Annotated in this window: 22 protein-coding genes; 19 read left to right on the top strand and 3 right to left on the bottom strand. The window is 56.8% G+C overall.

The window, feature by feature from the left end; genetic code table 11:
• The first annotated feature begins 50 nt into the window (after positions 1-50).
• Positions 51-788 carry a class I SAM-dependent methyltransferase gene (locus AC0YNU_RS21565; protein WP_475760463.1) on the top strand — a complete coding sequence of 246 codons (738 nt, stop codon included), beginning with the start codon at positions 51-53 and terminating at the stop codon, positions 786-788.
• Between the two features lie 70 nt (positions 789-858).
• Here AC0YNU_RS21565 and AC0YNU_RS21560 read toward each other — a convergent pair whose 3' ends face one another.
• Together AC0YNU_RS21560 and AC0YNU_RS21555 are read right to left on the bottom strand one after the other, a co-directional pair.
• Positions 859-2,097: an MFS transporter gene (locus AC0YNU_RS21560; RefSeq protein WP_475760461.1), complete on the bottom strand. Its 1,239-nt coding sequence runs from the start codon at positions 2,095-2,097 to the stop codon at positions 859-861.
• Between the two features lie 171 nt (positions 2,098-2,268).
• Positions 2,269-3,132 carry a helix-turn-helix transcriptional regulator gene (locus AC0YNU_RS21555; RefSeq protein WP_475760459.1) on the bottom strand — a complete coding sequence of 288 codons (864 nt, stop codon included), beginning with the start codon at positions 3,130-3,132 and terminating at the stop codon, positions 2,269-2,271.
• 97 nt (positions 3,133-3,229) lie between these two features.
• Here AC0YNU_RS21555 and AC0YNU_RS21550 point away from each other — a divergent pair, with 97 nt between their 5' ends.
• Both AC0YNU_RS21550 and AC0YNU_RS21545 read left to right on the top strand, forming a co-directional pair.
• The gene (locus tag AC0YNU_RS21550) at positions 3,230-4,114 is read left to right on the top strand and encodes a phytanoyl-CoA dioxygenase family protein (protein ID WP_475760457.1); all 885 of its coding nucleotides are present in this window, start codon (positions 3,230-3,232) and stop codon (positions 4,112-4,114) included.
• A gap of 199 nt (positions 4,115-4,313) precedes the next feature.
• Entirely contained in the window at positions 4,314-4,769 is a 456-nt protein-coding gene (locus tag AC0YNU_RS21545) for a GNAT family N-acetyltransferase (protein WP_475760455.1), read from the top strand.
• Between the two features lie 103 nt (positions 4,770-4,872).
• Here AC0YNU_RS21545 and AC0YNU_RS21540 read toward each other — a convergent pair whose 3' ends face one another.
• Positions 4,873-5,043, bottom strand: a complete 171-nt coding sequence (locus AC0YNU_RS21540) for a hypothetical protein (RefSeq protein ID WP_475760453.1) — start codon at positions 5,041-5,043, stop codon at positions 4,873-4,875.
• A 189-nt stretch (positions 5,044-5,232) separates the two neighbouring features.
• Between AC0YNU_RS21540 and AC0YNU_RS21535 the strand changes: the two genes are divergently transcribed.
• The 16 genes from AC0YNU_RS21535 to AC0YNU_RS21460 all read left to right on the top strand — a co-directional run bounded on the left by AC0YNU_RS21535 (position 5,233) and on the right by AC0YNU_RS21460 (position 24,620).
• Entirely contained in the window at positions 5,233-5,523 is a 291-nt protein-coding gene (locus tag AC0YNU_RS21535; RefSeq protein WP_475760451.1) for a hypothetical protein, read from the top strand.
• Positions 5,524-5,730: 207 nt separating this feature from the next.
• Complete coding sequence (locus AC0YNU_RS21530) at positions 5,731-7,800, top strand: bifunctional aldolase/short-chain dehydrogenase (protein ID WP_475760449.1); 2,070 nt, start codon at positions 5,731-5,733, stop codon at positions 7,798-7,800.
• Positions 7,801-7,821: 21 nt separating this feature from the next.
• Entirely contained in the window at positions 7,822-8,196 is a 375-nt protein-coding gene (locus AC0YNU_RS21525) for a sensory rhodopsin transducer (protein ID WP_475760447.1), read from the top strand.
• 18 nt (positions 8,197-8,214) lie between these two features.
• Positions 8,215-9,498 carry an L-rhamnose isomerase gene (rhaA, locus tag AC0YNU_RS21520; protein WP_475760445.1) on the top strand — a complete coding sequence of 428 codons (1,284 nt, stop codon included), beginning with the start codon at positions 8,215-8,217 and terminating at the stop codon, positions 9,496-9,498.
• A 148-nt stretch (positions 9,499-9,646) separates the two neighbouring features.
• Positions 9,647-11,122, top strand: coding sequence for a rhamnulokinase (locus AC0YNU_RS21515; RefSeq protein WP_475760443.1), 1,476 nt, complete (start codon positions 9,647-9,649; stop codon positions 11,120-11,122).
• A gap of 208 nt (positions 11,123-11,330) precedes the next feature.
• Complete coding sequence (locus tag AC0YNU_RS21510; RefSeq protein WP_475760720.1) at positions 11,331-12,095, top strand: DeoR/GlpR family DNA-binding transcription regulator; 765 nt, start codon at positions 11,331-11,333, stop codon at positions 12,093-12,095.
• Positions 12,096-12,471: 376 nt separating this feature from the next.
• On the top strand, positions 12,472-13,200 hold the full coding sequence (locus tag AC0YNU_RS21505; protein ID WP_475760441.1) for a (Fe-S)-binding protein: 729 nt from the start codon (positions 12,472-12,474) through the stop codon (positions 13,198-13,200).
• A complete protein-coding gene (locus tag AC0YNU_RS21500) occupies positions 13,197-14,726 on the top strand; it encodes a LutB/LldF family L-lactate oxidation iron-sulfur protein (RefSeq protein WP_475760439.1) in 1,530 nt (509 codons plus the stop codon). Before AC0YNU_RS21505 ends, AC0YNU_RS21500 begins: the two co-directional genes overlap by 4 nt.
• On the top strand, positions 14,719-15,450 hold the full coding sequence (locus AC0YNU_RS21495; RefSeq protein WP_475760437.1) for a LutC/YkgG family protein: 732 nt from the start codon (positions 14,719-14,721) through the stop codon (positions 15,448-15,450). Before AC0YNU_RS21500 ends, AC0YNU_RS21495 begins: the two co-directional genes overlap by 8 nt.
• Before the next feature lie 126 nt (positions 15,451-15,576).
• On the top strand, positions 15,577-16,290 hold the full coding sequence (locus AC0YNU_RS21490) for a FadR/GntR family transcriptional regulator (RefSeq protein ID WP_475760436.1): 714 nt from the start codon (positions 15,577-15,579) through the stop codon (positions 16,288-16,290).
• A 187-nt stretch (positions 16,291-16,477) separates the two neighbouring features.
• Entirely contained in the window at positions 16,478-17,149 is a 672-nt protein-coding gene (locus tag AC0YNU_RS21485; protein ID WP_475760434.1) for a DNA-binding response regulator, read from the top strand.
• Between the two features lie 1,376 nt (positions 17,150-18,525).
• Complete coding sequence (locus tag AC0YNU_RS21480) at positions 18,526-21,261, top strand: S-layer homology domain-containing protein (RefSeq protein ID WP_475760432.1); 2,736 nt, start codon at positions 18,526-18,528, stop codon at positions 21,259-21,261.
• Positions 21,262-21,565: 304 nt separating this feature from the next.
• On the top strand, positions 21,566-23,020 hold the full coding sequence (gene cls / locus AC0YNU_RS21475) for a cardiolipin synthase (protein WP_475760430.1): 1,455 nt from the start codon (positions 21,566-21,568) through the stop codon (positions 23,018-23,020).
• Positions 23,021-23,065: 45 nt separating this feature from the next.
• Positions 23,066-23,743 carry a GTP pyrophosphokinase gene (locus tag AC0YNU_RS21470; protein WP_475760428.1) on the top strand — a complete coding sequence of 226 codons (678 nt, stop codon included), beginning with the start codon at positions 23,066-23,068 and terminating at the stop codon, positions 23,741-23,743.
• 231 nt (positions 23,744-23,974) lie between these two features.
• Positions 23,975-24,367: a DoxX family protein gene (locus AC0YNU_RS21465; protein ID WP_475760426.1), complete on the top strand. Its 393-nt coding sequence runs from the start codon at positions 23,975-23,977 to the stop codon at positions 24,365-24,367.
• A gap of 91 nt (positions 24,368-24,458) precedes the next feature.
• On the top strand, positions 24,459-24,620 hold the full coding sequence (locus tag AC0YNU_RS21460) for a hypothetical protein (RefSeq protein ID WP_475760424.1): 162 nt from the start codon (positions 24,459-24,461) through the stop codon (positions 24,618-24,620).
• Positions 24,621-24,832: the final 212 nt, after the last annotated feature.

Below are 24,832 nucleotides of genomic sequence, written 5' to 3'. Positions count from 1 at the left end.
TAAACTGGAAACAAACTAAGATGCCGACGAAGCGAGGAGGGACTTCCGCAATGAAACAGAACAAATACGACGATAACGGATTTTTCGCGAACTACAGCCGCATGTCGCGTTCGATCGATGGGCTGGAGGCGGCCGGAGAATGGCATTCCTTCCGGCAGATGCTTCCCGAGCTGACAGGGAAGCGGGTGCTGGACATCGGCTGCGGCTTCGGCTGGCATTGCCGATATGCGAGCGAGCAAGGAGCGGCTTCGGTCGTGGGGATCGATATTTCGGCGAATATGCTGGCGCGTGCCACGGAACTGACCCAAGACCCGAAGATTGAATATCGGCAGCTTGCCATCGAGGATCTGGATTACCCGGCAGGCGCGTTCGACGTCATTATCAGCTCTCTCGCCCTGCACTATATCGAGAACTTCGGCGATGTTTGCCGTGAAGTGAGCTGGTTGCTCGTACCTGGCGGCAGCTTCGTATTCTCGACGGAGCACCCGGTGTTTACCGCGCGCGCCGCGCAGGACTGGCATTACGGTCCGCAGGGCGAGAAGCTGCATTGGCCGGTCGACGATTATTACGAGGAAGGACTGCGGCAGGCGAGGTTTCTGGAGAACGACGTCATCAAGTATCATCGCACGGTTTCCACGCTGCTCAACGCGCTCATCGAAGCGGGCTTCAGCATAATGAAGCTGTCCGAGCCTCAGCCGTCCCCGGATATGCTCGCGGCGAGCCCCGAAATGCGGGACGAGCTGCGGCGGCCGCTGTTTCTGATGATCGCCGCGGTCCGAGCTGATTGATTGCGCTGCATTTGTACAATAAAAGGCTTGTCCGTCGATGGTAGTTTCCATCGCGGACAAGCCTTTTTTGTTAGGAATGAAGCGTCCTGCGAATTGCCGCGCTCGCATTCTCCCGACTGCGGTTCACTGCCGCATGCACGACGAACGCGCCGGTGGCTAGCGCCGCGGTCACGACCGCGAGCCAAGCGACGGGCGTCAGTCCTCCGCCATCGTAGAGGCTGCCCATGACATAAGGGCCGATCACCCGGCCCGCGGAACCGATGCCCCCGGCAAGACCGAGGTAGAACGGTGCGTATTTGCCGCCGTTCTCGCTCAGGAAGGCCGGGATGGCCGGAGCGATCAGCATTTCGCCGAGCGTAGTGAGCACCATCCCGAGCACCATGCCCGGGAAGCTGTGCATCGCCAGCATGACGGCATAGCCAAGGAAGTAGAAAACGGCGCTGGCCGTTAGTTGGCTCTTGATCGAGCCGGCGGCAGTCCGTTTGATCAGGTTCGTGACCGGCTGGGCAACGAAGATGAGGATGCCGTTGAGCGTCCACAGGAAGCCGAACATTTGCTTCGGCATATCGTGCTCGATTATGAACGGGGAGACGCCGGTATTCCAGATGCTGTTGCCCAAGTTAATGAGCATGGCGCCGAGCGCCATGAACAAATAAATGCGCACGTCTTTCAGCAGCGACCACATACTCGTTTCGCGTGCATTCCGCATCTTGACTAAGCTTGCGCCTTCTCCGCTTCCGCCGGTTCCGACTTGCTTCAAGTAGAACAGGAAGAACACGGCGAAGATGCCTGAAGATACGCCGTTCAGAAGGAAGCTGAGGGAGTAGGAGGCGTCCGCGAGAAAGCCGCTGAGCGCCGTGCCGACTGCCACGCCAATGTTGTTGGCGACATAGATGACATTGTACAGTTCTCCGCGGCGATCCGCGAAGCGAAATCCGATGAACGCTTGAATGGCCGGCATGGAGAGCGCGTTAAACAGTCCGATCAGGCCCATCATGACGATGAAGACCGTCCAGGCATTGCTGAGTACCGGCAGCAGCAGCAGCCCGACCGCATTCAGGGCGAGCGCGCCGATAATAAGCTTTTTCACGCCGATCCGATGATACAGCGCGCCGCCGAGCAGCTGCCCGGCGATTCCGCCAAGGGACTGAACGAGGATGACTAGGCCGGCATCCGACATGCTGCGGCCAAGCTCATCGAACACGAACATCGTGACAAGCGGCCACATAAGCGCGCTTCCGATGGCGTTGACGAGGCTGGCGAGCAGAAAAACTTTGATTTCCTTGGGATAGGAAGAGAGCATTCGCATGCTAGGGGCACCCCCGGTGAGTCGTTCTAAGATGACAAGCCTCTATTATACCGTATCGACGGGGCGATGCCGAAGGCGGTTTTTGCCAATTGCTTGGCAGCAGTACTCGAAACGAAACGAAACAAAACGAAACGAAACAAAAGGCAGATTGAAAGGTTAAGGCCGGATGGGTTATTTTCGCCACTGCGACGGCGAGACGCCGATGTACTTCTTGAACACCGTTGCAAAATGCTGGCTCGTCTTGTAGCCGAGATCCATCGCGATGCCCGTCACGCTCGCCCCCGGCAGGCGAAGCAGCTCGCAGGCCCTGTTCATGCGCAGCCGGTCGATGAAGCTGGCAGGCGACTGTCCGTGCATATCCTGGAACAGTCGGTAGAAGTGCGATTCGCTGACGCCGACCTTCGCGGCCAGCTCCTTGTTCGCCCAGCGCCGCTCGGGGTCGGCTTCGATCTCGGCCGTGAGGGCGAGCATCGCTTCGCGCAGATCGCCGGGGAGCTGCCGGGCGACGGGCGGATACAGCAGCTGCAGCAAGATATCGAGCAGATAATGGCGCGCCCGGAACAAATCGTCGGCCGTCTCCTGCTCCAGCAGGCTGCGCAGCTTGAGGAACGACTCGCGAACGCGCATATCCACGCTTACGATTCGCGGCAGAGAGGCGAGGGCTCCGCCGACCCGGGTCCGGTCCGCTTCTCCGAAGCCGAGCCAGCCCGGCAGCTCGCGGGGGTCGACCACGATAATCCACCAGATGCTGGACGGCTCCATGTAATGGAAACGGGCCCGATGCCACTCGCCGGGCTTGGTATGGAAGAACTGCCCCGCGTGGGAAGCATGCAGCTCGTCGCCCACCTCCCACGTCACCTTGCTGTTCTCGACGTAGACGAATTCGAAACAGCGTTCATGCCGGTGATCGGAGAGCGGCAGCGCCTCCTGGTTTCGATCGAAGCCCATCATTTCGACCTCGGGAAAAGACGAGAATTTCCCCTCTTGCTCCCATTCGTACACCCAGCGGGCGGAATCGCTTTTGCTCCGGGACATGCCGCCTCAACGCCTTTCCACATGTTTCTGATCATCTGTATGTTTCTAATCCTATTTGATAGCTTTGTGGAAGTCAACGAGCAGGGAGGGCTCTACAATGAGGGTAAGTAAGCGTTTTATCCACCTATGCGAAATGAAAGAGGCGATCGAAATCATGGGCGTTATTTCTTATCAAGTGACGGAAGAAGACAAGAAGCGGTTTGACGAGGATGGCTACTGGATCAGCCCCAAGCTGATTGACGACGATACGATCCAGCGCCTGCGGGACGCGCATGAGCGCATATGGAACAAGAAGCACGACGGCCACGGCCTGCCGTTCTATCATTATTCGCTGCCGGAGAACCCGCTGGCGATTCGCAAGCTTGATAACGGCTGGTGGATCAACGACGAGGTTCGCTCCGTCGTGACCGATCGCAATTTGGGCCACATGGCAGCCGAACTGCTGAACGAAGACTCCATCCGGCTGTGGCATGATCAGGTCATCTACAAGCCGGGCACGAACGGACAGGAGACCAAAGCGGGCAATGTCGGCTGGCATCAGGATTACGGCTATTGGCGCAACAGCAGTACGTCGAACATGGTTACGGTCTGGATCGCGCTGCAGGATACGGATCTCGCGAACGGCGGCATGATGACGATTCTCGGCTCGCATAAGTGGGGCGCGGTCGAAGGCAGCGATACGTTCTTCGAGCAGGACATGAGCAAGCTGAAGGAGAAGTTCGCAAAGCGCGATTGGGTCGAGGAGCCTTGCATCCTGAAGGCCGGCCAAGCAAGCTTCCATCATGCGTTGACCTTCCACGGCTCGGGGCCGAACTTGACGAACGATGCCCGCTTGTCGGTCGTCGCCCACTTGATGCCGGGCGATACCTACTACCGCGGCGGCAAGCAAAGGCATGATAATCTTCGTCTGCTGGGCGCGCGTCCGGAGCCGGGCATGCGCTTCGATCGGGAAGAATATTTCCCGACGCTGTACAGCAAATAACATGCACTGAAACGAGCATCACGTAAACGAGCACAACGAATTGCACGCAAACGAACATTACGAAATGCAAGCACGAAAGACCGCCATCCCCAGGGGACGCGGTCTTTCGTTTGTGTTTGTACTGCGGCCCGTTCAGTATTAGAATCAGCTATGTAGCAAGCAATAAGAATGAAATCATAAGCCCAAGGAGCGATACACCATGATTCGGGCATTAGATTTATCGGATCCAACCGAAATGCAGCAGCTGCTTGAGCTGCAGCAGGCTTCTTACCGCGTGGAGGCGGAGCTGATCGGCTTCGACGGCATCCCCGGACTTCATGATACGGCGGCATCCCTTCGAATTTGCGGCGAGACGTTCTTCGGTTGGTTCGAAGGCGGTAACCTTGCCGGCGCAATATCGTACGTGGACGATGAGGAGACCGTAGATATTCATAGGCTAGTCGTGGATCCGGCGCATTTTCGCAAAGGAATCGGAGCCGCGCTCGTCCGTTACGTGCTGGGCGCCTTCAAGGAGCGGGCGTTCATCGTGACGACGGGCCGCGCCAATGAGCCCGCGAAGCGTTTGTACCGTAAGCTTGGCTTTGATGAGACGCATGAGTTCGAGCCGGTCCCGGGGCTGTGGATGACGGCATTCAACCGCGGATTTTCCGAATAGCGTACGCCCTCGATGAAAGGCATAATCGGGAACGCAAAACGCATCCTGCATTTCCGCGATCGGCGGTGCTGCAGGATGCGTTTCGTTGTTCGAAGCCAGCCCACTATCGGACGCCGGCTTTGCGGGATGAGCCTGACCGAGAAGCCGTCCTCCCCAGCCTGTCCTCCATGGGATCATGGTTGGCGTATCGCTCCTGCGACTCCCATTTGTTCTCGTCCAGGATCAGTCTGCACAGCATGGCCGTATAGGTTACTCCCCAGCTTCTTCGTTTCACGTTCTCACTCCCTTTTCATATTTAGAACCGTCCATGGTCGACGCGACGTTGTAAATGATTTGTAAGTATTCCTAACTTTCATTAACCGACTGTCGAATTTTTAATCAGCTTGGATTGAATTTCTTGGAAAAATAAGTATGATTGGAGTACATTCTCGAACCATTCGAAGCCATATGAAGGGAGACAGGTATGAACAGCACGCCATGGTATATGAAATTCTTTCAATTGACCGAGAACGGGTTTCTCCTGATTAGCGCGCTCATCGGCCTTGTGATCGTGTTCGGGCTGATCGCGGCTTTTACCGTGTTCAGGTACCAGCTCACGGGCAAGAAGCTGATGTTCATGGGCGGACAGCTGATCGTGCTGGGGGCGATTCTGAATTTGATCGTTGATTTTAAATATCATTTTCCGAGTGCCGCCTTTATCTGCATCCTGCTCGGCATTACCGTCAGCTTCATCGGCTTGTTCCACAGGGATTAGACTGAAGGCCGTGCGTGGAGGGAATTCGCGACAAGGGAAGACCCGGTTCCGATTCATTCGGAATCGGGTCTTTGTTTCGTTCCGAAACGAATATTTTATTTTTGTTTTTCTTTGAAATTATGTATTCAAACATAAACAAACATGCTAAACTGAGTTCAAACGAACGCAAACAGGTTTGCTAATCATTCATTCATCGGAGGTAAAGCAATGGTACAGAGCTTATGGGATCACGCGAAAGCATCGGAGCTTCAAGGAGGACTTGAGCAGCTCGTCTACCGCTCCAACATCATCGGCACGGATCGCCGCGTCTGCAACTGGGGCGGTGGCAACACGTCCAGCAAAACGACGGTCACCGATTTCCGCGGCCGCGAAGTCGAAGTCATGTACGTCAAAGGAAGCGGTTCCGACCTGGCTTCGATGAAAGCCGGCAACTTCACGGGTCTGCGCATGGAAGATATCCGTCCGCTGTTCGAGCGCGACGAAATGTCCGACGAGGATATGGTCGCCTACCTCGCGAACTGCATGATCGACAGCAAGCATCCGCGCGCTTCCATCGAGACGCTGCTGCACGCGTTCCTGCCATTCAAGCATGTGGACCATACGCATCCCGATTCCATTATCAGCCTGTGCTGCGCGGACAACGGCAAGCAGCTGGCTGAAGAAATTTTCGGCAACCGCTTCGTATGGGTGCCTTACGTACGTCCAGGCTTCACGCTGTCCAAGATGATCGCCCAAGGCGTGCTCGACAACCCGAATGCCGAGCTCGTCCTGATGGAGAAGCACGGTCTCGTCACATGGGGCGAAACGAGCGAAGAAGCCTACGCGCAAACGATCAAAATCATCAGCCAAGCCGAAACCTTCATCGAAGCGCGCGTGAACCAGGCGAAGCTGTTCGGCGGCGTGAAGCATGCGTCATTGGAAGCCGACGTTCGCAGAAGCATCGCTTCCCAGGTCATGCCGACCATCCGCGGCGCGGTCAGCGACGTGAAGAAAATGATCCTTACCTTCGACGACGAGTCGGACGTGCTTGCTTTCGTCGGCGGTTCGGACTCCCCGGCGCTGTCTCAAGTCGGCGCGGCTTGCCCGGATCACCTCGTGCATACGAAGGTCGTGCCGCTCTTCATCGACTGGACGCCGAATGCCGATGACATCGAAGGTTTGAAAGCGATTCTGGCGGAAAGCATCGCGGCTTACAAGAAACAATACGAAGCTTACTTCGAGCGCAACAAGAACGAAGGCGACGTCATGTTCGAAGCCGCGCCGCGCGTCATTCTGATCCCGGGCGTCGGCATGATCAACACAGGCAAGAGCTGGTCGAACTCCAAGGTCAGCGGAGCGCTCTACCACCGTGCGATCGCGGTCATGCGCGGCGCAACGGCGCTTGGCAGCTTCGTATCGCTGAGCGAGAACGAATCCTTCAACGTCGAGTACTGGCCGCTAGAGCTGTACAAACTGTCGCTCGCGCCGGCGGAAGCCGAATTCTCCCGCAAAGTCGCGTTCATCACGGGCGGCGCAGGCGGTATCGGCAGCGAAACCGCACGCCGTCTCGTATCCGAAGGCGCGCATGTCGTGCTGGCCGACCTGAACCTGGAAGGCGCAGAGCGCGTAGCCGGCGAGATCAACGAGAAGTTCGGCGAAGGCCGCGCAACCGCGGTGAAGATGGACGTGACGAGCGAAGAGGCCGTCATGGCCGCCATCGGCGCGACGTCGCTTGCTTACGGCGGTCTTGATATCGTCGTCAACAACGCGGGTCTTGCGACGTCGAGTCCTTTCGACCAAACGTCCTTGAAGGAATGGAACTTGAACATCAGCGTTCTCGGCACGGGCTACTTCCTCGTTGCCCGCGAAGCGTTCAAGCTGCTGAAGGAGCAAGGCGTCGGCGGCAACATGGTGTTCATCGGCTCCAAGAACTCGGTCTATGCCGGCAAGAGCGCATCGGCCTACAGCGCGGCGAAAGCACTGGAGGCGCATCTGGCACGCTGCATCGCGGCGGAAGGCGGCGAGTTCGGCATTCGCGTCAACACGATCCTGCCTGACGCCATCCTCCAAGGCTCGGCGATCTGGAACGGCAGCTGGCGCAATGAGCGCGCGGCGGCTTACGGCATCGAGCCGGACCAATTGGAGGAGTACTACCGCAAGCGCACGACGCTGCTCGTGAACATCTATCCGCGCGACATCGCGGAAGGCATCGCCTTCTTCGCTTCGTCGAAAGCGGACAAAACGACGGGCTGCATGCTGACGATCGACGGCGGCGTACCGGCTGCCTTTACACGATAAGAAGAGAGGACGGTGCGGGATATGCATCAAGCAAGAGGCGAGAAGCATTGGATCATTCCGGACGGATTTATTCCGCCCAAGAGCGCGCCCGGCGATTACGTCAGCCATGAATCCATCTGCGTGCTGAACTGCTCCTCGGAAGAGGCGCATCTGCAAATCACGATATTCTTCGAAGACCGCGAACCGCTTGAGAACATTTCGACTGTCGTAGCCGGCAGAAGAACGTATCATATCCGCACGTCATCCCTCTCGGTGAACGGAGCGTCCATTCCAGTGGGCGTTCCTTACGCCATCGAGGTGCTGAGCGATATTCCGATCATCGTGCAATACAGCCGTCTCGACGCCACGCAGGCGGCGAACGCGCTGATGTCCGTCGTGGCTTACCCCATCAAATAAGAGCGAGGAGCAATGATCATGGACCAAAGCATTATTGCGAATTACGAAGCGGCTAAAGCACTGTACGCGCAGCATGGAATCGATGTCGACGCCGTACTGGAGAAGCTTTCCGAAATCAAAATTTCGATGCACTGCTGGCAAGGCGACGACGTCCGCGGTTTCTTGAATAAAGATCAAGCGCTTACAGGCGGTATTTCGGTAACGGGCAACTACCCGGGCGCCGCAAGCACGCCTGCCGAGCTTCGTTCCGACTTGGAGAAAGCCTTCTCGCTCATTCCGGGCAAGCACAAAGTCAACCTGCACGCGATCTACGTCGATACCGACGAGAAGGTCGAGCTGGACGCGATTCAACCGAAACATTTCGAGAAATGGGTCACGTGGGCGAAAGAGCAAGGTCTCGGCCTTGACTTCAACCCGACCTGCTTCTCGCACGAGAAGTCGGCCGACGGCCTGACGCTGAGCCATCCGGATCCGGCCATTCGTCAGTTCTGGATCGACCACTGTAAGGCATCCCGCCGCGTCAGCGCGTACTTCGGCGAGCAGCTCGGCCAAACGTGCGTTACGAACGTATGGATTCCGGACGGCTTCAAGGATTCGCCGGTCGATCGTTTGGCGCCGCGCCGGCGTCTGAAGGATGCGCTCGACGAAGTGTTTGCGGAAGAGCTGAACCCTGCGTTCCACCTCGATGCCGTTGAAAGCAAGCTGTTCGGCCTTGGCTCGGAAGCATACGTCGTCGGTTCCCACGAGTTCTATATGGGTTACGGCATTGCCAACAATAAACTGATCTGTTTGGATGCGGGCCATTTCCATCCGACGGAAGTCATCTCCAATAAACTGTCCGCCTTGTCGCTGTTCGCCGACGGCATTCTGCTCCACGTGAGCCGCCCGATGCGCTGGGACAGCGATCACGTCGTCACGCTGGACGACGAGCTGATCGATATCGGACGCGAGCTCGTTCGCGGCGACCTGCTCGGCAAGACGCATATCGGCCTCGACTTCTTCGACGCCAGCATCAACCGCGTCGCGGCATGGGTCATCGGCACGCGCAACACGATCAAGGCGCTGCTTCGCGGTTTCCTGGATCCGGTCGAGGAGCTGCGCAAAGCAGAGCTGGACTTCGACTTCACGACGCGCCTGGCGTTGCAGGAAGAATTCAAGTCGTATCCGTTCGGCGCGGTATGGGATTACTATTGCGCGAAGCAAGGCGTGCCGGTTCGCGAAGCATGGCTGACTGACGTAAAAGCGTACGAGCAAGACGTATTGCTGAAGCGCGGTACGGAAACGGCTGCAGCGAAGAACTAATTGATTCCATATGTGCGGGCAGGCCGCCGCGGTTGAATCCGTGGCGGCCGCGGCCCGCGAGACATCCGCTTCGGATCCGGCAGCCTGAGCGCTGCACGGGTCCGAAGCGGTCTTGGCTAGCGACGATGAACGTTTGGGAGGGTTCCTTTTGCCTAGCATTTTGGCTTACGACCTTGGGGCGAGCAGCGGCAGAGCGCTGCTTGGCCGTTTGAACGACCGTACGATCGAGGTAGAAGAAGTTCATCGCTTCGGGAACGATCCCGTCGTGGTGGGAGACCGGATGCAGTGGGATATTCTCCGCCTGTATCACGACATCAAGCAGGGACTGCTGAAAGCGAAGCATGCCGGCGAGACGGTCTCCAGCTTGGCGATCGATTCGTGGGCCGTCGATTTCGGTCTGATCGGACGCAATGGCGAGCTGCTCGGCAATCCGTACCACTACCGCGACCGCCATACCGACGGCGTCATGGAGCGGACGATGGCGCGGCTGACGGCGAGCCGGATTTTCGGCCGAAGCGGCATTCAGTTCCTGCCGTTCAACACGATTTATCAACTGGCTGCCTTGAAGGAAGCGGATTCTCCGCTTCTGGAGCAGGCAAAGCATTTTCTGATGATTCCGGATCTGCTGCGGTATTTCTTGACGGGCGAGATGCATAACGAATTCTCCAATGCCACGACGACGCAGCTTTACAATCCGCTGACGGGCGGCTGGGACGCGGAATTGCTGGGCGACATCGGCATATCGCCATCTCTGTTCGGCCATATCGTGCAGCCGGGTACGCGAGTCGGCCAGCTTCGGGCTTCGCTCACGGAGGAGCTTGGCATCGACTCGATACCGGTATTCGCCGTCGCCGAGCACGATACGGGCTCGGCCGTTGCGGCAGTCCCGGCGCTGGAGCGCGATTTTGCCTACCTCAGCTGCGGCACGTGGTCGCTGATGGGCACGGAAGTGGATCAGCCGGTCATGGGCGAGCTGGCGCAGTCGCTGAACTTCACGAACGAAGGCGGCGTTGGCGGCACGTTCCGGCTGCTGAAGAACATCATGGGCTTGTGGATCCTGCAGGAAAGCCGCAGAACATGGGAGAAAGCGGGACTTACGTTCAGCTTTCCCGAGCTGGTGGCGCTGGCCGAGAAAGCGCCGGCGTTCCGGTCGTTCATCGATCCGGACGACGCGATGTTCCTGCATGCAGGCGACATGCCGTCCCGCATCGTGGCGTATTGCGAGCGTACGGGGCAGCAGGCGCCGCAGTCGCCGGGCGAATTCGTTCGCTGCATTCTCGAAAGCCTTGCGCTCAAATACCGTTATGTGCTTGAATTAACGGAGCGGCTGTCGGGCAAAAGCTTCAGCGGCCTTCACATGGTCGGCGGCGGCATTCAGAACACGCTGCTGTGCCAATGGTCCGCGAACGCGATCGGCAAGCCGGTTTGGGCCGGACCCGTCGAGGGCAGCGCGCTCGGCAACCTGGCGGTCCAATGGATCGCGCAAGGCGAGCTTTCGGATATATGGGAAGCGCGCAAGGTCATTCGCGAGTCGTTCCCGGTTACGGTCTACGAGCCGCAGGGCGGCGCGCAATGGGAAGACGCGTATGGCAGGTTCCGCGCGTTTACGGGAATTTCGCAATAAACAATGAGCGATACACAATGAGCAATAAACAATGAGCAATAAACAATGAGCAATAAACGTATAGAAGCACACCATTCCGCCGCCGGGCAGACGGCGCGCCGCATACCCGGGCATCCGATGCCCGGACATGGACGGTGACGCATCGCCGGGCGGCGGAGCTGTTAGCTGGTGCAGAACGAATATAAGCAGGATGCGGGAGAGATTAATGATGCTGGTTGCAGAGCGCTATGAGAAAATAGTTGGGCTGGTGAACGAACGCGGCAGCATACGGGTGACGGAGCTGAGCGAGCTATGCCAGGTGACGGAAGAGACGATCCGCCGCGATTTGGACCGGCTGGAACAAGCCGGACGGCTCCGCCGTTCTCATGGCGGCGCGGTGAGCGTGAAGGATGCGCCTCTGCAGCCGGAAATTCCTTACTCGGAGCGCGAAATCACGCATGCGGAGGAGAAGCGCCGCATCGCCGAAGAAGCGGTGAAGCTGATTCGTCCGAAGGATCGTATCCTGTTGGATGCCAGCACGACCGCGTGGTATATGGCATCGATCATGCCGGATATTGCGCTTACGGTGCTGACGAATTCCATTAAAGTGGCAACGGAGCTGAGCAGCAAGGAACGCATCGAGGTCATCTCCACGGGCGGCACGCTTGCTCAGCGCTCCTTGTCCTTCGTCGGTCCGCTCGCGGAACGTTCGCTCGACGCCTACCACGTGGATAAAGTGTTCTTCTCCTGCAAGGGCGTGCACTTGGACCGCGGCATCAGCGAATCCAATGAGCTGCAGGCCCGCATCAAGCAGAAGATGATCGGCATGGCGGACGATGTCGTGCTGCTGGCCGATTCCAGCAAATTCGGCGTGCAGGCGTTCACCCACGTAGCGGAGCTCGGCGACGTGCATACGATCATCACGGACCGCCGTGCTCCGCAGGAGACGCTGGGCGCGTTGGCGGAGCGGGGAATTAAGGTGCACACGGTGTGAACCGAAGCAGTGGGCGGCTCGCAGCCGTGCACATGCAGCGATGCTTTTACAGACTGCATGGGTTGGGACGGCTGGCGGCAAGCTTGCCGCAAAGCAGTTTCGGAGTTCGAGCTTGCTGGTTAAGCTTGAAGGGAAATGCGGACAACGTCGGGCAAATAAGCCGCTTAGCTCCGCATTTTTCTATTGTCAACATGTCTGACAACCTGATAAAATGATATCATAGATCACCCTGGTCGCGAACTTTGTTCGCTGCTCGGGTATGCAACCTACCCTGGTCGCGAACTTTGTTCGCTGCTCGGGTATGCAACCTACCCTGGTCGCGAACGATGTTCGCTGCTCGGGTATGCAACCCATTTGGAGAGAGGTGCCGGGTATCGTGAAAGTATCCTTGTTTATTACGTGTTTGAGCGATGCGATTTACCCTCGCGTCGGGGAAGCCATGGTACGCCTGCTGGCGAAGTACGGCGTTACGCTGCAGTTTCCGACCGTGCAGACCTGCTGCGGACAGCCGGCTTTCAACAGCGGCTATTGGAAAGAAGCGCGCGAGACGGCGAGCACGATTATCGCTGCCTTCGAGGATGCCGATTTCGTCATTTCGCCTTCGGGCTCCTGCACGTTCATGATTCATCATTATCCGAAGCTGTTCGAGGACGATCCCGTCATGCTGGAGAAAGCGCTGAAGCTGCAGGCGAAGGCGTATGAATTTACGCAATTTCTCGTGCAGGTGCTGGGCGTAACGGACGTCGGGGCGCGTTTTCCGCATAAAGTCACGTACCATCCCTCCTGCCATGGCAGCCGTCTGCTCGGCGTGAAGGAAGAGCCGCTCGTGTTGATGGAGCAGGTGAAAGGCCTGGAGTTCGTCCCGCTGCCATTTGCCAATGACTGCTGCGGGTTCGGGGGGACGTTCTCGGTGAAGATGTCCGATATTTCCGGCGCGATGGTGAACGAGAAGAGCGAGCATGTGCTGGAGACGGAAGCCGAGGTGCTGGTCGGACTCGACATGGCATGCCTGATGAACATAGCCGGCAATTTGCGGTATCGCGATAAGCCGGTGCGCGTCATGCACTTGGCGGAACTTCTATACGAAGGAGTGAAGGGCGCATGAGCGTAACGGGAACGCAGGCGGGCGGAGCAACCGTCAAGGAACGCGCGGGGCTGGCGTTAAACAACGATTTTCTGCGGAAAGCGGTTAAATTCACGACGGAGCGGCTCCGCAACGGCAAAATCAACGCGGCGGAGGATCACGGCAACTGGGACGAGTGGCGCGAACGCGGGCGGCAGATCCGTCTGCATACGATCGCGCATTTGGATTACTATCTGAATCTGTTCGCGGACAACGCGCGGGCGAACGGCGTGAACGTGCACTTTGCCGAGACGGCCGCGGAAGCGGTACAGATCTCGCTCGACATCGCGAAGCACGCGGAAGCGAAGACGGTCGTGAAGTCCAAGTCGATGGTCACCGAGGAGCTTCATCTGAACCATGCGCTTGAGGGAATCGGCGTCGAAGCCATCGAAACCGACCTCGGCGAATACATTATTCAATTAGCAGGAGAGACGCCGTCGCATATCATCATTCCGGCGATTCACAAGAACCGGTATCAGATCGCGGAGCTGCTGTCGGCCGATGCGGGCGAGACGCTTGCTCCGGATACGCAAGTGCTGGCGGGCTTCGTGCGGCGCAAGCTGCGGGAGAAGTTTCTGGAAGCGGACATCGGCATGACGGGCTGCAACTTCGCCATTGCCGAGACGGGCTCGATGGTGCTGTTCGAGAACGAGGGCAATGCCCGGATGGTCACGACGGTGCCGAAGACGCAAATCACGCTGATGGGCATGGAGCGCATCATTCCTTCCTGGACCGACCTGGAAGTCATGGCGACGCTGCTGCCGCGCTCCGCGACAGGGCAGAAGCTGACGGTGTACATGTCCGGCATTACGGGACCGCGGCGCGAGGTCGATGCGGACGGACCGGAAGAAATGCATATCATTATCGTGGACAACGGACGCTCGCTGCAGCTCGGCGACCCGGAATTCCAGGAACTGCTGAACTGCATTCGCTGCGGTGCCTGCTTGAATGCCTGCCCGGTCTACCGTCACATCGGCGGCCATGCTTACGGCGGCACGTACAGCGGACCGATCGGCGCGGTGCTGACGCCGGCGCTGAAGAAAAACGTAGCGGAGTGGGACGATATCGCCAACGCGTCGAGCCTTTGCGGGGCTTGCTACGAGGCATGCCCGGTCAAAATCCCGCTGCACGAGATGCTCATCTACCTCCGCCGTCGCAAGCTGGAAGCCGGACGCGGCGATAAAATGGAAGCGCTCGGCATGAAAGGCTTCGCGGCCGTCATGTCGAATGCGAAGCGGTACGGAGCCGTGCTCAAGATCGGTCAGCTCGGACAGAAGCTCGTCGTCCGCGACGGCGGCATTCGGCTGAAGATCGGGCCGCTTAAAGGGTGGAACACGTACCGCGTGACCCCGAGCCTGCCGAAGGAGTCGTTCCGGCAGCAGTGGAAGACGATGGAAGCGGAAATCCGCCATGGCCTGCAGGATATGGATCCGGCGATGAAGGACCGGATGGAACAAATCGTGAAGGACCGCGAAGCGGGCAAAGGAGGCCACGGACATCATGGCTAAGACGGACGAACACCAAGCGTGGCTTGCCGAGCTGGAGGCGAAATCCCGCGCCAAGCAAGTCGGCTTCATTAACGGCATTTCGAGCAAATTGCGGCGCCCGCGTTCTGCGGAACCGCCGGCGCATCCATTCCGCGGCGCGCCTGAGTTCTGGAATGAATTCGAATGGCCGATCGACGAGCGCGTCGAGAAATTCAGAGCGAATTTCAAAGCCGCCGGCGGCCACTCGGAACGGCTCGCGACGATGGAGGATGCACGCGCGTTTATCGCAGCCAAAGCCGAAGAGATGAGCGCGAAATACGTCATCCGCCAAAACCAGCCGGAGCTGAATGAACTCGGACTGGAAGAAGCGATTCCGGGCGCTTCGTTCTCCGTATGGAACAGCGATGCGGAGGAACATTGGAAAGCACGCGCGGCGGAAGCGGATTTCGGCATCGTGATCGCGGACTACGCGGCGGCGTACACGGGCTCCGTCACGGTGCTGTCCTCGAAGGACAAAGGCCGTTCCGTCAGCTTGCTGCCGACGGTGCTGATGGTCATCATCCCGATCGAGCGTCTGCATACGCGGCTGGGACAGATTTTGGTCAACTTTGATCAAGCGGGCAGAGAGAATCTCCCGGCGGGCATTCATTTTATATCCGGCCCGAGCCGTTCGGCGGATATCGAGAACGATCTGACGATCGGCGTTCACGGTCCGGGCGTCGTGTACACGTTGATTGTCGGCTAATTCAGACGGCCCTGCGCGAGCGCGAGTTGATTTTGCCGATTCGGGGATGGTACGATTCTCCCGCGGGCCTTGCGCGCGTCGGGAGCGTCCGGCAGCCGAGGGCCGGCAGGAAAGGAGCTTCAGCCTATGGAAGTTACACGCTTGTCCAAGCGCAATCATTATGAAGAGATCGCCGAACAGCTGAAGCGGCTGATCCTGGACGGCAAGCTGAAGGTCGGCGACAAGCTGCCTTCGACGAAGGAGATGTCGGAGCAGTTCGGCGTCGGCCGCTCCACGATGCGGGAAGCGCTGAGCGCCCTGAAGGCGATGGGCTACATCGAGATTCGCCAAGGCGGCGGCTGCACCGTCATCAGCAGCGCGCCCTCGTCGGCGCCGATCGAGCTGCCGGAGCTGGAGACGCTTCGGATGAACCGCGAGACGCTGCTGGAGCTGCTGGAAGCCAGGCATGCGCTGGAGGTTTCGAACGCGTCCATCGCCGCGGAGAAAGCGACGGACGAAGACATTGCGCTGCTGCAGGGCTTGATACACGAGATGGAAGCCGCCATCGGCGATGATTTGGAAGGCGAGCGAACGGATTTGCTGTTCCACTTGACGCTCGCGAAAGCCACCCACAACTCCATCATGCTGCGATTGTTCGAATCGATCGTCGGTCAGCTCGAGACGGTGATCCGCGATATCCGGCGGGTGGAGATTTACGCGAACCATACCGTTGCCGAGCGCCTCTACAGCGAGCATCTCGCCATCTTCGAAGCCGTCTCCGCACGCGATGCAGCGGCGGCGAGCCAGCGGATGAAGGCGCATTTGGAGCATGTGGTTAGTAATTTGATGCGGTATTTGTAGTGTGGGGCGGTCAGCGGCAATTGGCAATGAGCACCGAACGCCTGCTACGTAACACCGAACACCGCTATTCTACTACCGCGTTGCTGTGGTAAGCTTTATTTAAACATCACTATAGTCCTGAAGCACAGGCTGTTCTCTCGTTTCGTCGAGGGGGCAGCCTTATTTTATTTTGAGGAGGAGCCATAGGATGGACCAACGATTTGAAGCGGCTTACTTGCGCATGATGGAACAGGCAGCGCTCGGCAGTTCGGAAGAGCGCAAACGAAAACTAGCGGAACAGGATCAGGCGGAGAAGCTGCTGCTTGCGAACGTATGGTGGCCGGCTGTCGGGCATTTGGATTATCTTCATCCGGAGTATGAGCTGGTGGATTTGAACGGGAAGAAACGATTTGCGGACTTTGCTTATTTGCCGCCGCTGCCGTTTCGGCTGATTTTGGAAGTCGACGGGTTCGGTCCGCATTGGAGGGACATCAGCCGTTGGAAGTTCGCGGACGATCTTCAGCGGCAAAATCATTTGCTCGTCGAGGGCTGGCAATTGCTGCGATTTGCGTTCGACGATATTCATGAGAAGCCTCGCCGCTGCCAGCAGGCGCTGCTTATGGGGTTGGCAAAATGGGGCGGCATTGCTAAGTCGAAGCATCATCAGCTTAATGTTCATGAACGGGCGTTGCTTCACCTTTTGCAAGAATCCCGGGATGGAATCACTCCAGGTATGGCGGCAGCGAGCTTAGGGATTCACAGGCATACGGCCGTCAAGCATCTGCGAACGTTGGCTGAAAAGCAAGTTCTCCGTGCATGCGTGTCTAAGACCGGAAGAAATATGAGGTTTGTAGATAATCACCTCTGGCCTAATGCATAGCGGGGGACGTGAAAGCGGAGTGCGAGGAATACGATCAAGAGGGTGAACCATTCGACTACATGGTGGGTGGAGTGCGAGGAATACGATCAAGAGGGTGAACCATTCGACTATATGGTGGGTGGAGTGCGAGGAATACGATCAAGAGGGTGAACCATTCGACTATATGGTGGGTGGAGTGCGAGGAATGCGAGCAAGAGGGTGAGCCATTCGACTACTTGGTGGGTGGAGTGCGAGGAATGCGAGCAAGCGACTACATGGTGGGTGGAGTGCGAGGAGTGCCATCAAGAGGGTGAACCATTCGACTACTTGGTGGGTGGAGTGCGAGGAATGCGAGCAAGAAGGTGAGCCATTCGACTACATGGTGGGTGGAGAGGGAGGAATACGAGCAAGAGGGTGAACCATTCGACTATATGGTGGGTGGAGAGGGAGGAATGCGAGCAAGAGGGTGAACCATTCGACTATATGGTGGGTGGAGAGGGAGGAATACGATCAAGAGGGTGAACCATTCGACTACATGGTGGGTGGAGTGCGAGGAATACGATCAAGAGGGTGAACCATTCGACTATATGGTGGGTGGAGAGGGAGGAATGCGAGCAAGAGGGTGAGCCATTCGACTAAATGGTGGGTGGAGAGGAAGGAATGTGATCAAGAGGGTGAGCCATTCGACTACTCGGTGGGTGGAGTGCGAGGAATGCGAGCAAGAAGGTGAGCCATTCGACTACATGGTGGGTGGAGAGGGAGGAATGCGATCAAGAGGGTGAGCCATTCGACTACATGGTGGGTGGAGAGGGAGGAATGCAATCAAGAGGGTGAACCATTCGACTACTTGGTGGGTGGAGAGGGAGGAATGCGAGCAAGAGGGTGAGCCATTCGACTACATGCTTGGTGGAGTGCGAGGATTGCCATCAAAGAGGGTGAGCCATTCGACTACATGGTTGGTGGAGAGGGAGGAATACGATCAAGAGGGTGAGCCATTCGACTACATGCTGGGTGGAGAGGGAGGAATGCGATCAAGAGGGTGAACCATTCGACTACATGGTGGGTGGAGAGGGAGGAATACAATCAAGAGGGTGAGCCATTCGACTACATGGTGGGTGAATACGTGGCGTACGCAAGACGGATTTACTTCTCTTCAGTTAAATTACTACTTTCGGATAATATTGGATTTTGCGAGTCGGTGCTAATGTAAAGAAGAGTTGGGAGCATACATATTACCAGAGCTTTCAAAAAGCAAGCACTTCATTCGTACACGACATGGCGGGAAAAGCATTGAAATCCAACAAACGGTGCAGCCCGTGCAATGAGCTGCCACAGTTAACAGCGAGTTGATTAGTTCACGGGGAGGGGTTCGTATTCTAAAAGGAAGCCGTAAATCATTGCTCTTATTTTCTATTTTCGTCATGCTCTTCAGCGTCATTGCGCCGACGCTCGCTGCTGCCGCTGCTGATTCCACTGCAGCCGCTGCCAATAAGGCTGCCGTATCTCCTTATGCGGGTGAAAGCAATGCCAGCGCAGCTGGCCAGCCCAATCAACCTGCGCCGCCTTCATTCACCGATATTCAGTCTCACTGGGCCTATAACGAAATCATGGAGCTGGCCTCGGCGAATATCGTAGCCGGGTTCACCGACGGCACGTTTCAACCATCGGGAAAAGTGACGCGGGAGCAGTTTCTGAAAATGCTCGTCGAACTGAAGCATTATCCCCTGGGCACGGCCTCCGAGCCATTCGACGACGTCGATGCGAAGCGGTGGTCCGCAGCTTATATCGCGGCGGGCATAGCGAACGGCATATTGCTGCCTGCCGAATACCCGAACGGCTATTTTAAGCCGAGCCAGCCCATTACGCGTTACGAAATGGCCCTTTGGATCGTCCGCGCGCTCCAGCTTCCGCCGCAGAAGGAAGAGCAGCTGCTAGGCAAGCTGAAGGATCAAGCGGCTGTCAAACAGCATCGTGATCTGATCGAAGCAGCGCTGCAGAGCGGCATTATTCAAGGCTATCCCGACGGGAATTTCAAAGGGGGCAACAATTCGACGCGGGCGGAAGCGGCCGTCATGCTCGTGCGCGCGCTTCATTATACGCCGGGGCAAACGCCTCCGGCATCTTCCGGCCCTTCCCGCAAAATCGTCCAATACAGGCCGGAAGTAAAGCAGAGCAAGAGTACGAACTACGCGATGCGCGACAGCAATACGTGGGTCATTCGCGATCCGAATTTGAAATTAAACGTCGGCGACGTGTTCGTCATGCCTCCAACCGACAAGTATTACGGGGGCATCGCGAAGAAAGTCGTCTCGGTCAGCAAGGAGAACGGCGCGCTCGTCGTCCAAACTTCCGTCCCCAAGGTGAAGGAAGTGTTCTCGAAGCTCGACGTCAGCACGACGGAGGCGATCAATCCGAAGCTGCTCAAGCCCATCAATTCGTCGGTTACGATCAAGACGAGCGAGGTCGCCGCGCAGAGCGCGTCCCTAACCTTGCCGTGCATGAACATCGGCTTGAACCATGCCTACTTCGAAGGCGTTACGCTCGATGCCAGCATGAAATTCTGCAACTTGGGGGTCAAGGCGGACATCGGTCTCGACGTCGATATCGATTGGTTCGACATCGATTTGGATTTCTATTCGCAGCTCGTGCTGATCGGCGACGTCACGACGAACGTGCACGTGGTGGCCGATACGGGCAACGGCGCATTGAACCAACCCAAATTCATTCCGCTCACGGCGCCGTTCTACGTGCCCGTCTTTACCGGCGTCTTCGTCAAAGGACAGCTGTTCCTAAGAATCGATCCCGATTTCAGGGCGACGATCGTGGTCGACTTCAATGATAAATTCCATCTGGAGGAAGGCTTTAATCTATCGTCCAGCAACGGCCTGCGTCTCATCGACAAGACGACGAACACGGCGTCGCTAAACGTCGACACCAAAGTAAATGCTAGCCTTGCCGCAGGGCCGAACGTTCAATTGACGCTTACGCTTCTGGATATCGCATATGCGGGCATCGACCTGTATCCCGGCATTCAGGCGGGCTATTATCGCAATTACGAACAAGGACGATGCGATTCGATCAACGTGGACGCTTTCCTGCGCTTGGATGTCATTGCCGGCTACGACATCTGGGTGGCCTCCGACAAGTTCAGCAAAAATGTGGTGAACGCCAAGTTCCCGCTCTTCCAACAGGATCTTAATTGTCCGCCGCCTAAACCGCCCGGTAATTTAAAAGCCGTGCAGATCGGCGTACGGGGCTCGATCGGCAAGTTCAACGAAACCATCATCAATCGAACGGACGTGCAGTTGAGCTGGGACGCGGTCGGCGATGCCGCGAGCTATAACGTGAAGCGCTCGGAATCGCCCGGCGGACCGGTTACGGTCAAGCGCGCCACGGATACGAAGCTGAAGGATGCGACGGTATCTATCGGCAAGACCTATTATTATCAAGTCACGGCCGTGAACGAAAATGGCGAAAGCGGCCCTTCCCAGACGCTGCAAGTGACGGTCGCGAAGCAGCCCCCGCCGGCGCCTGCTAATTTGACCGCGACAAGGGACGGCGGGAGCGTCGTGCTGAATTGGAGCGATGTCGGCGGCTTGGTCGGCTATAACGTGCAGCGGGCAGACGGGACCGGCACGAACTTTACGACGATCGCCACTAACGTCAGCGGAGTTACGTATACCGATAAGGCGGCTGGGATTCTGAAAGGATACAGCTATCGAGTCATGGCTGCGGACCAAGGCGGCGTGAGCGCGCCAAGCAATGTCGCGTTTGCGTCGATGCTGGACATCGAGATTGACGGTCCGATCGTTACGGTTCCGATCGACACCGGCATCATCGCATTGCTGGCCGCCCCGGGCAACTTTAACGCGGGCACGGACGTTAACAGCGGTAGAGTGGTCTTAACCTGGAACGCGGTCAAAGGCGCGGCGGGCTACAATGTCATGCGCTCGACCGCCGCGAACGGCAATTTCGAGATCATCGGCTCCAAAGTAGGCGCGACGACGTTCACGGATACGACGGCCGCGATCGGCACGACGTATTATTACAAGGTTGCGGCAGTGAACAGCGGCGGTTACGAAGGCAAGGCGACTGCGGTCAAATCGGCCGTGCCGAGCTACGGGATTAGGTAGCGTGCCTTGCCTTGCATGAAGTTTTCTCAATCGTTGTTTTGAACGGATGCGGCTCTTTAATCAATTCAGTTCATTTGTTCCAACACGCGGTTTCCTATTTCAAAGCGCAGCTCCCCGAATCGGAGGAGCTGCGCCTTTTTTTGCGGATTCACCCTCGCGATCGAGCCTGTGACGCGCGCCGATTTTCCTCGGATGCCCGGTATGGGTTATACTGGAACAGGCAAGACCCTTTCGGGTCTTTCCGGGCCTTTGCGCCGAACCGCACTGCGTCGTATATCCGCTTAACTGGAGTGAAGCAAGTCTCATGACCAATTTTTTCCTATCGAACTTTGTTACGATCATAACGATTATCAACATCCCTCTCGCAATCGCGGTCATGTTCATGGAGCGGCGCAACGTCGGGGTGACGTGGGCGTGGCTGATGGTGCTCTTGTTTCTGCCGGCCGTCGGTTTCGTGGTGTATTTGGTTTTTGGACAAAACCTGAGCAAGAAGAAGCTGTACAAGCTGAACAAACGCACGAAAGAAACGATGACGGCGCTCATCGAGCAGCAGCGGCGAGAGTTTCGGGACCATCGAATTGTGTTTAATGATGATGCGGCGGAGCACTACGCGGATCTGATCTACATGAATTTGACCAGCGGATTTGCGCTCTACACGCAGAACAACAACGTCGATATTTTCACGAACGGCCCCGATAAATTCGAGGCGCTGCTCGCGGATATCGGACGCGCGTCCCACCATATTCATCTGATGTACTACATCGTCCATAACGACGGCATCGGCAACCGGCTCCTCGATGCGCTGACCGAGAAAGCGAAGCAGGGCGTCAAGGTTCGTTTCCTCGTCGACGATATCGGCAGCTCGATGCTGAAGCGGGAGTTCTTTCATCGGCTGGTCCAGGCCGGCGGAGAGGTGGCTTATTTCTTCCCTTCCAAAATCCCTTATCTGAACATCCGCGTCAATTACCGCAACCATAGGAAGCTCGCCATCATCGACGGGCAGATCGGTTACATCGGCGGCTTCAACGTAGGGGACGAGTACATGGGCTTGAATAAGCGGTTCGGCTACTGGCGCGACACGCATCTGCGGATTACGGGCTATGCCGTGCTCCAAATGCAAGCCCACTACATGCTGGACTGGAACCTGGCTTCAAGCAAGTCCATGAGCCGGGATGTGCTTGACCTGTTCCCGCCGGCCGTAAGCACGGGCTCCACGGGCGTCCAAATCGTCTCCAGCGGACCCGATCAGACGCTCGAGCAAATCAAGAACGCCTATATCAAAATGATCCATTCCGCGAAAAAGACGATCTATCTGCAAACGCCTTATTTTATCCCGGACGAGAGTCTGCTGAACGCCCTTAAGCTCGCCGTGCTGTCGGGCATCGACGTCCGCATCATGCTGCCGAGCAAGCCGGATCATAAAATGGTCTATTGGGCAACCTTTTCCTATTTAGGGGAATTGCTTGAGGAAGGCATGAAATGCTACTTGTACGAGAAAGGCTTCCTTCATGCCAAAGCGCTCGTCGTCGATGGCTGCGTCGCTTCCGTCGGCACGGCGAACGTGGATATTCGGAGCTTTAAATTGAATTTCGAGGTCAACGCGATCCTTTACGATACGGAAACGGCTTTACGGTTGAAACGTATATTCGAAAACGACATGCAGGATTGCACGGAGCTGACGTACGATCAGTACAAGCGCCGGTCCAAGCTGGAACGGTTCAGGGAATCATGCGTGCGGCTGTTGTCCCCGATTTTATGATCCATATAAACAAGCATTGAAGAATGCAGCAGGAGTGAAGAACCGATGATGGACAAGCAAATGGTCATGGAATGGGCGAAAATGCTCATGAGCTATAAATTCGCGCTCGACGAGGTAAGCACGAAGCTGACCATTCTGAACGAAGAATTGCAATTCATCCAAAACTACAACCCGATCGAGCACGTGAAAACGCGTATCAAATCGCCCGAAGGCATCGTGGAGAAGCTGCAGCGCAAGGGACTTGAAGTCTCGAAGGAGAATGCGGCCGAGCATATTCGCGACATTGCGGGCGTCCGGGTTATCTGTTCGTTCACGACGGACGTGTACCGCGTATACGATATGATCCGCAGCCAAGGAGACGTCGAGGTAATCGAGCTGAAGGATTACATCAAGAATCCGAAGCCGAACGGCTACCAAAGCTTGCACCTGATCATCCAGATCCCGATCTTCCTATCGGACCGGACCGAGCACGTGAAAGTCGAAATTCAGCTTCGTACGATCGCGATGGATTTCTGGGCGAGCCTCGAGCACAAAATCTATTACCAGTTCCACGACGATATGCCCGAGACCATCCGCGAACAGCTCAAATCGACGGCCGATATGATCAACATGCTGGACCGCCGCATGCTGGGGCTGAAGGAAGAAGTGCAGAAGTTCAGCGACGACGTCGAAGTAGGCCAACAGCCGGCGCTGCAGATGCCGATGCTTCCTTCGTCCAAATAAACGATTCAGGTAAAGTAAGATGAGGCTCGGCATACGAAAGACAAGAAAAGGTTCGGATAAAGCAAGCATCCGAGCCTTTTCTGTTGCGAAAATAAAAAAAGTGCCTGTCGCTGTCGATATCGCAATTGGCTGTTCGTCGTCCTTATGAAGGCCTCAAGTGGTTGTAAGCATGGGGAAATTCGCAAGATGGAAGAGCAGTCGAACATGATTTTTAAAAGGGGAGATGTTAGGATGACGAGTACGATTTCGAAAGGCCGGCTGTGGACGGCAAGGGTGATGAGCGGCATAGCGATTCTGTTTATGCTGTTCGACAGCATCACCAAATTATTCAAGCCTTCTTTTGTCGTGGAGTCGACCGTTGATCTGGGATTCCAAGAACACCATATTTACGTGATGGGCATTCTCGGGCTGATAGCGACGCTGCTTTATGCGTGGCCTCGTACGGCGAACCTAGGCGCGGTGTTGTTAACCGGATATTTCGGCGGCGTGATCGCGACGCAGGTTCGATTGGACGCTCCGCTGTTCTCCACGATTTTGTTTTCGGTCTATTTGGCCGTGTTGGTTTGGGGAGGCATATGGCTCCGGGATGAGCAGGTACGCAAATTCTTTTCTTGGCGCCGATAGGAACTCCCCGAGCCGCTTCTCCAATTGGCTCAAGCGCGATTTAGAGGTTCGCCCGACCAATTCATTAGCTCCCAGGGGGGAGCTTTTTTTTATGGCTAAACGGCTCGAAGCCGAATGCCTTGCTTTAAGAAATAATGCCTATTTACCCAGCATCCTTCATCGGCCTTTCACCGCGCAAACGCTGTTAGGGCTTCCTTTGCCAACCACGCAGCGTGAATTCGATCTGAAGCTTAACGGTTGCCAGCGTTGCTAATCCGCGATAAACAGTGCATGAGAAGGTCTTACGGTTATGAGAGACGTTATTCGGAGCCTAGTGTCAGATTCAGATGGGTAAAAGCCCATTAAGCTCCCCCGTGGACCTCTGTCAAGAAAGTGGACACTCAATTAGTCTGTTTATGCTAATTCGAGCTGCTTGAATTGAGCTGCAAATCGAACGGGGGACAGGTAACCCAGAGATCCATGAAT

Source organism: Paenibacillus sp. J31P316 (genome assembly GCF_056269105.1).
Note: the sequence above shows the minus strand (reverse complement) of the source record. Positions and strands in the feature narration are given on the sequence as shown.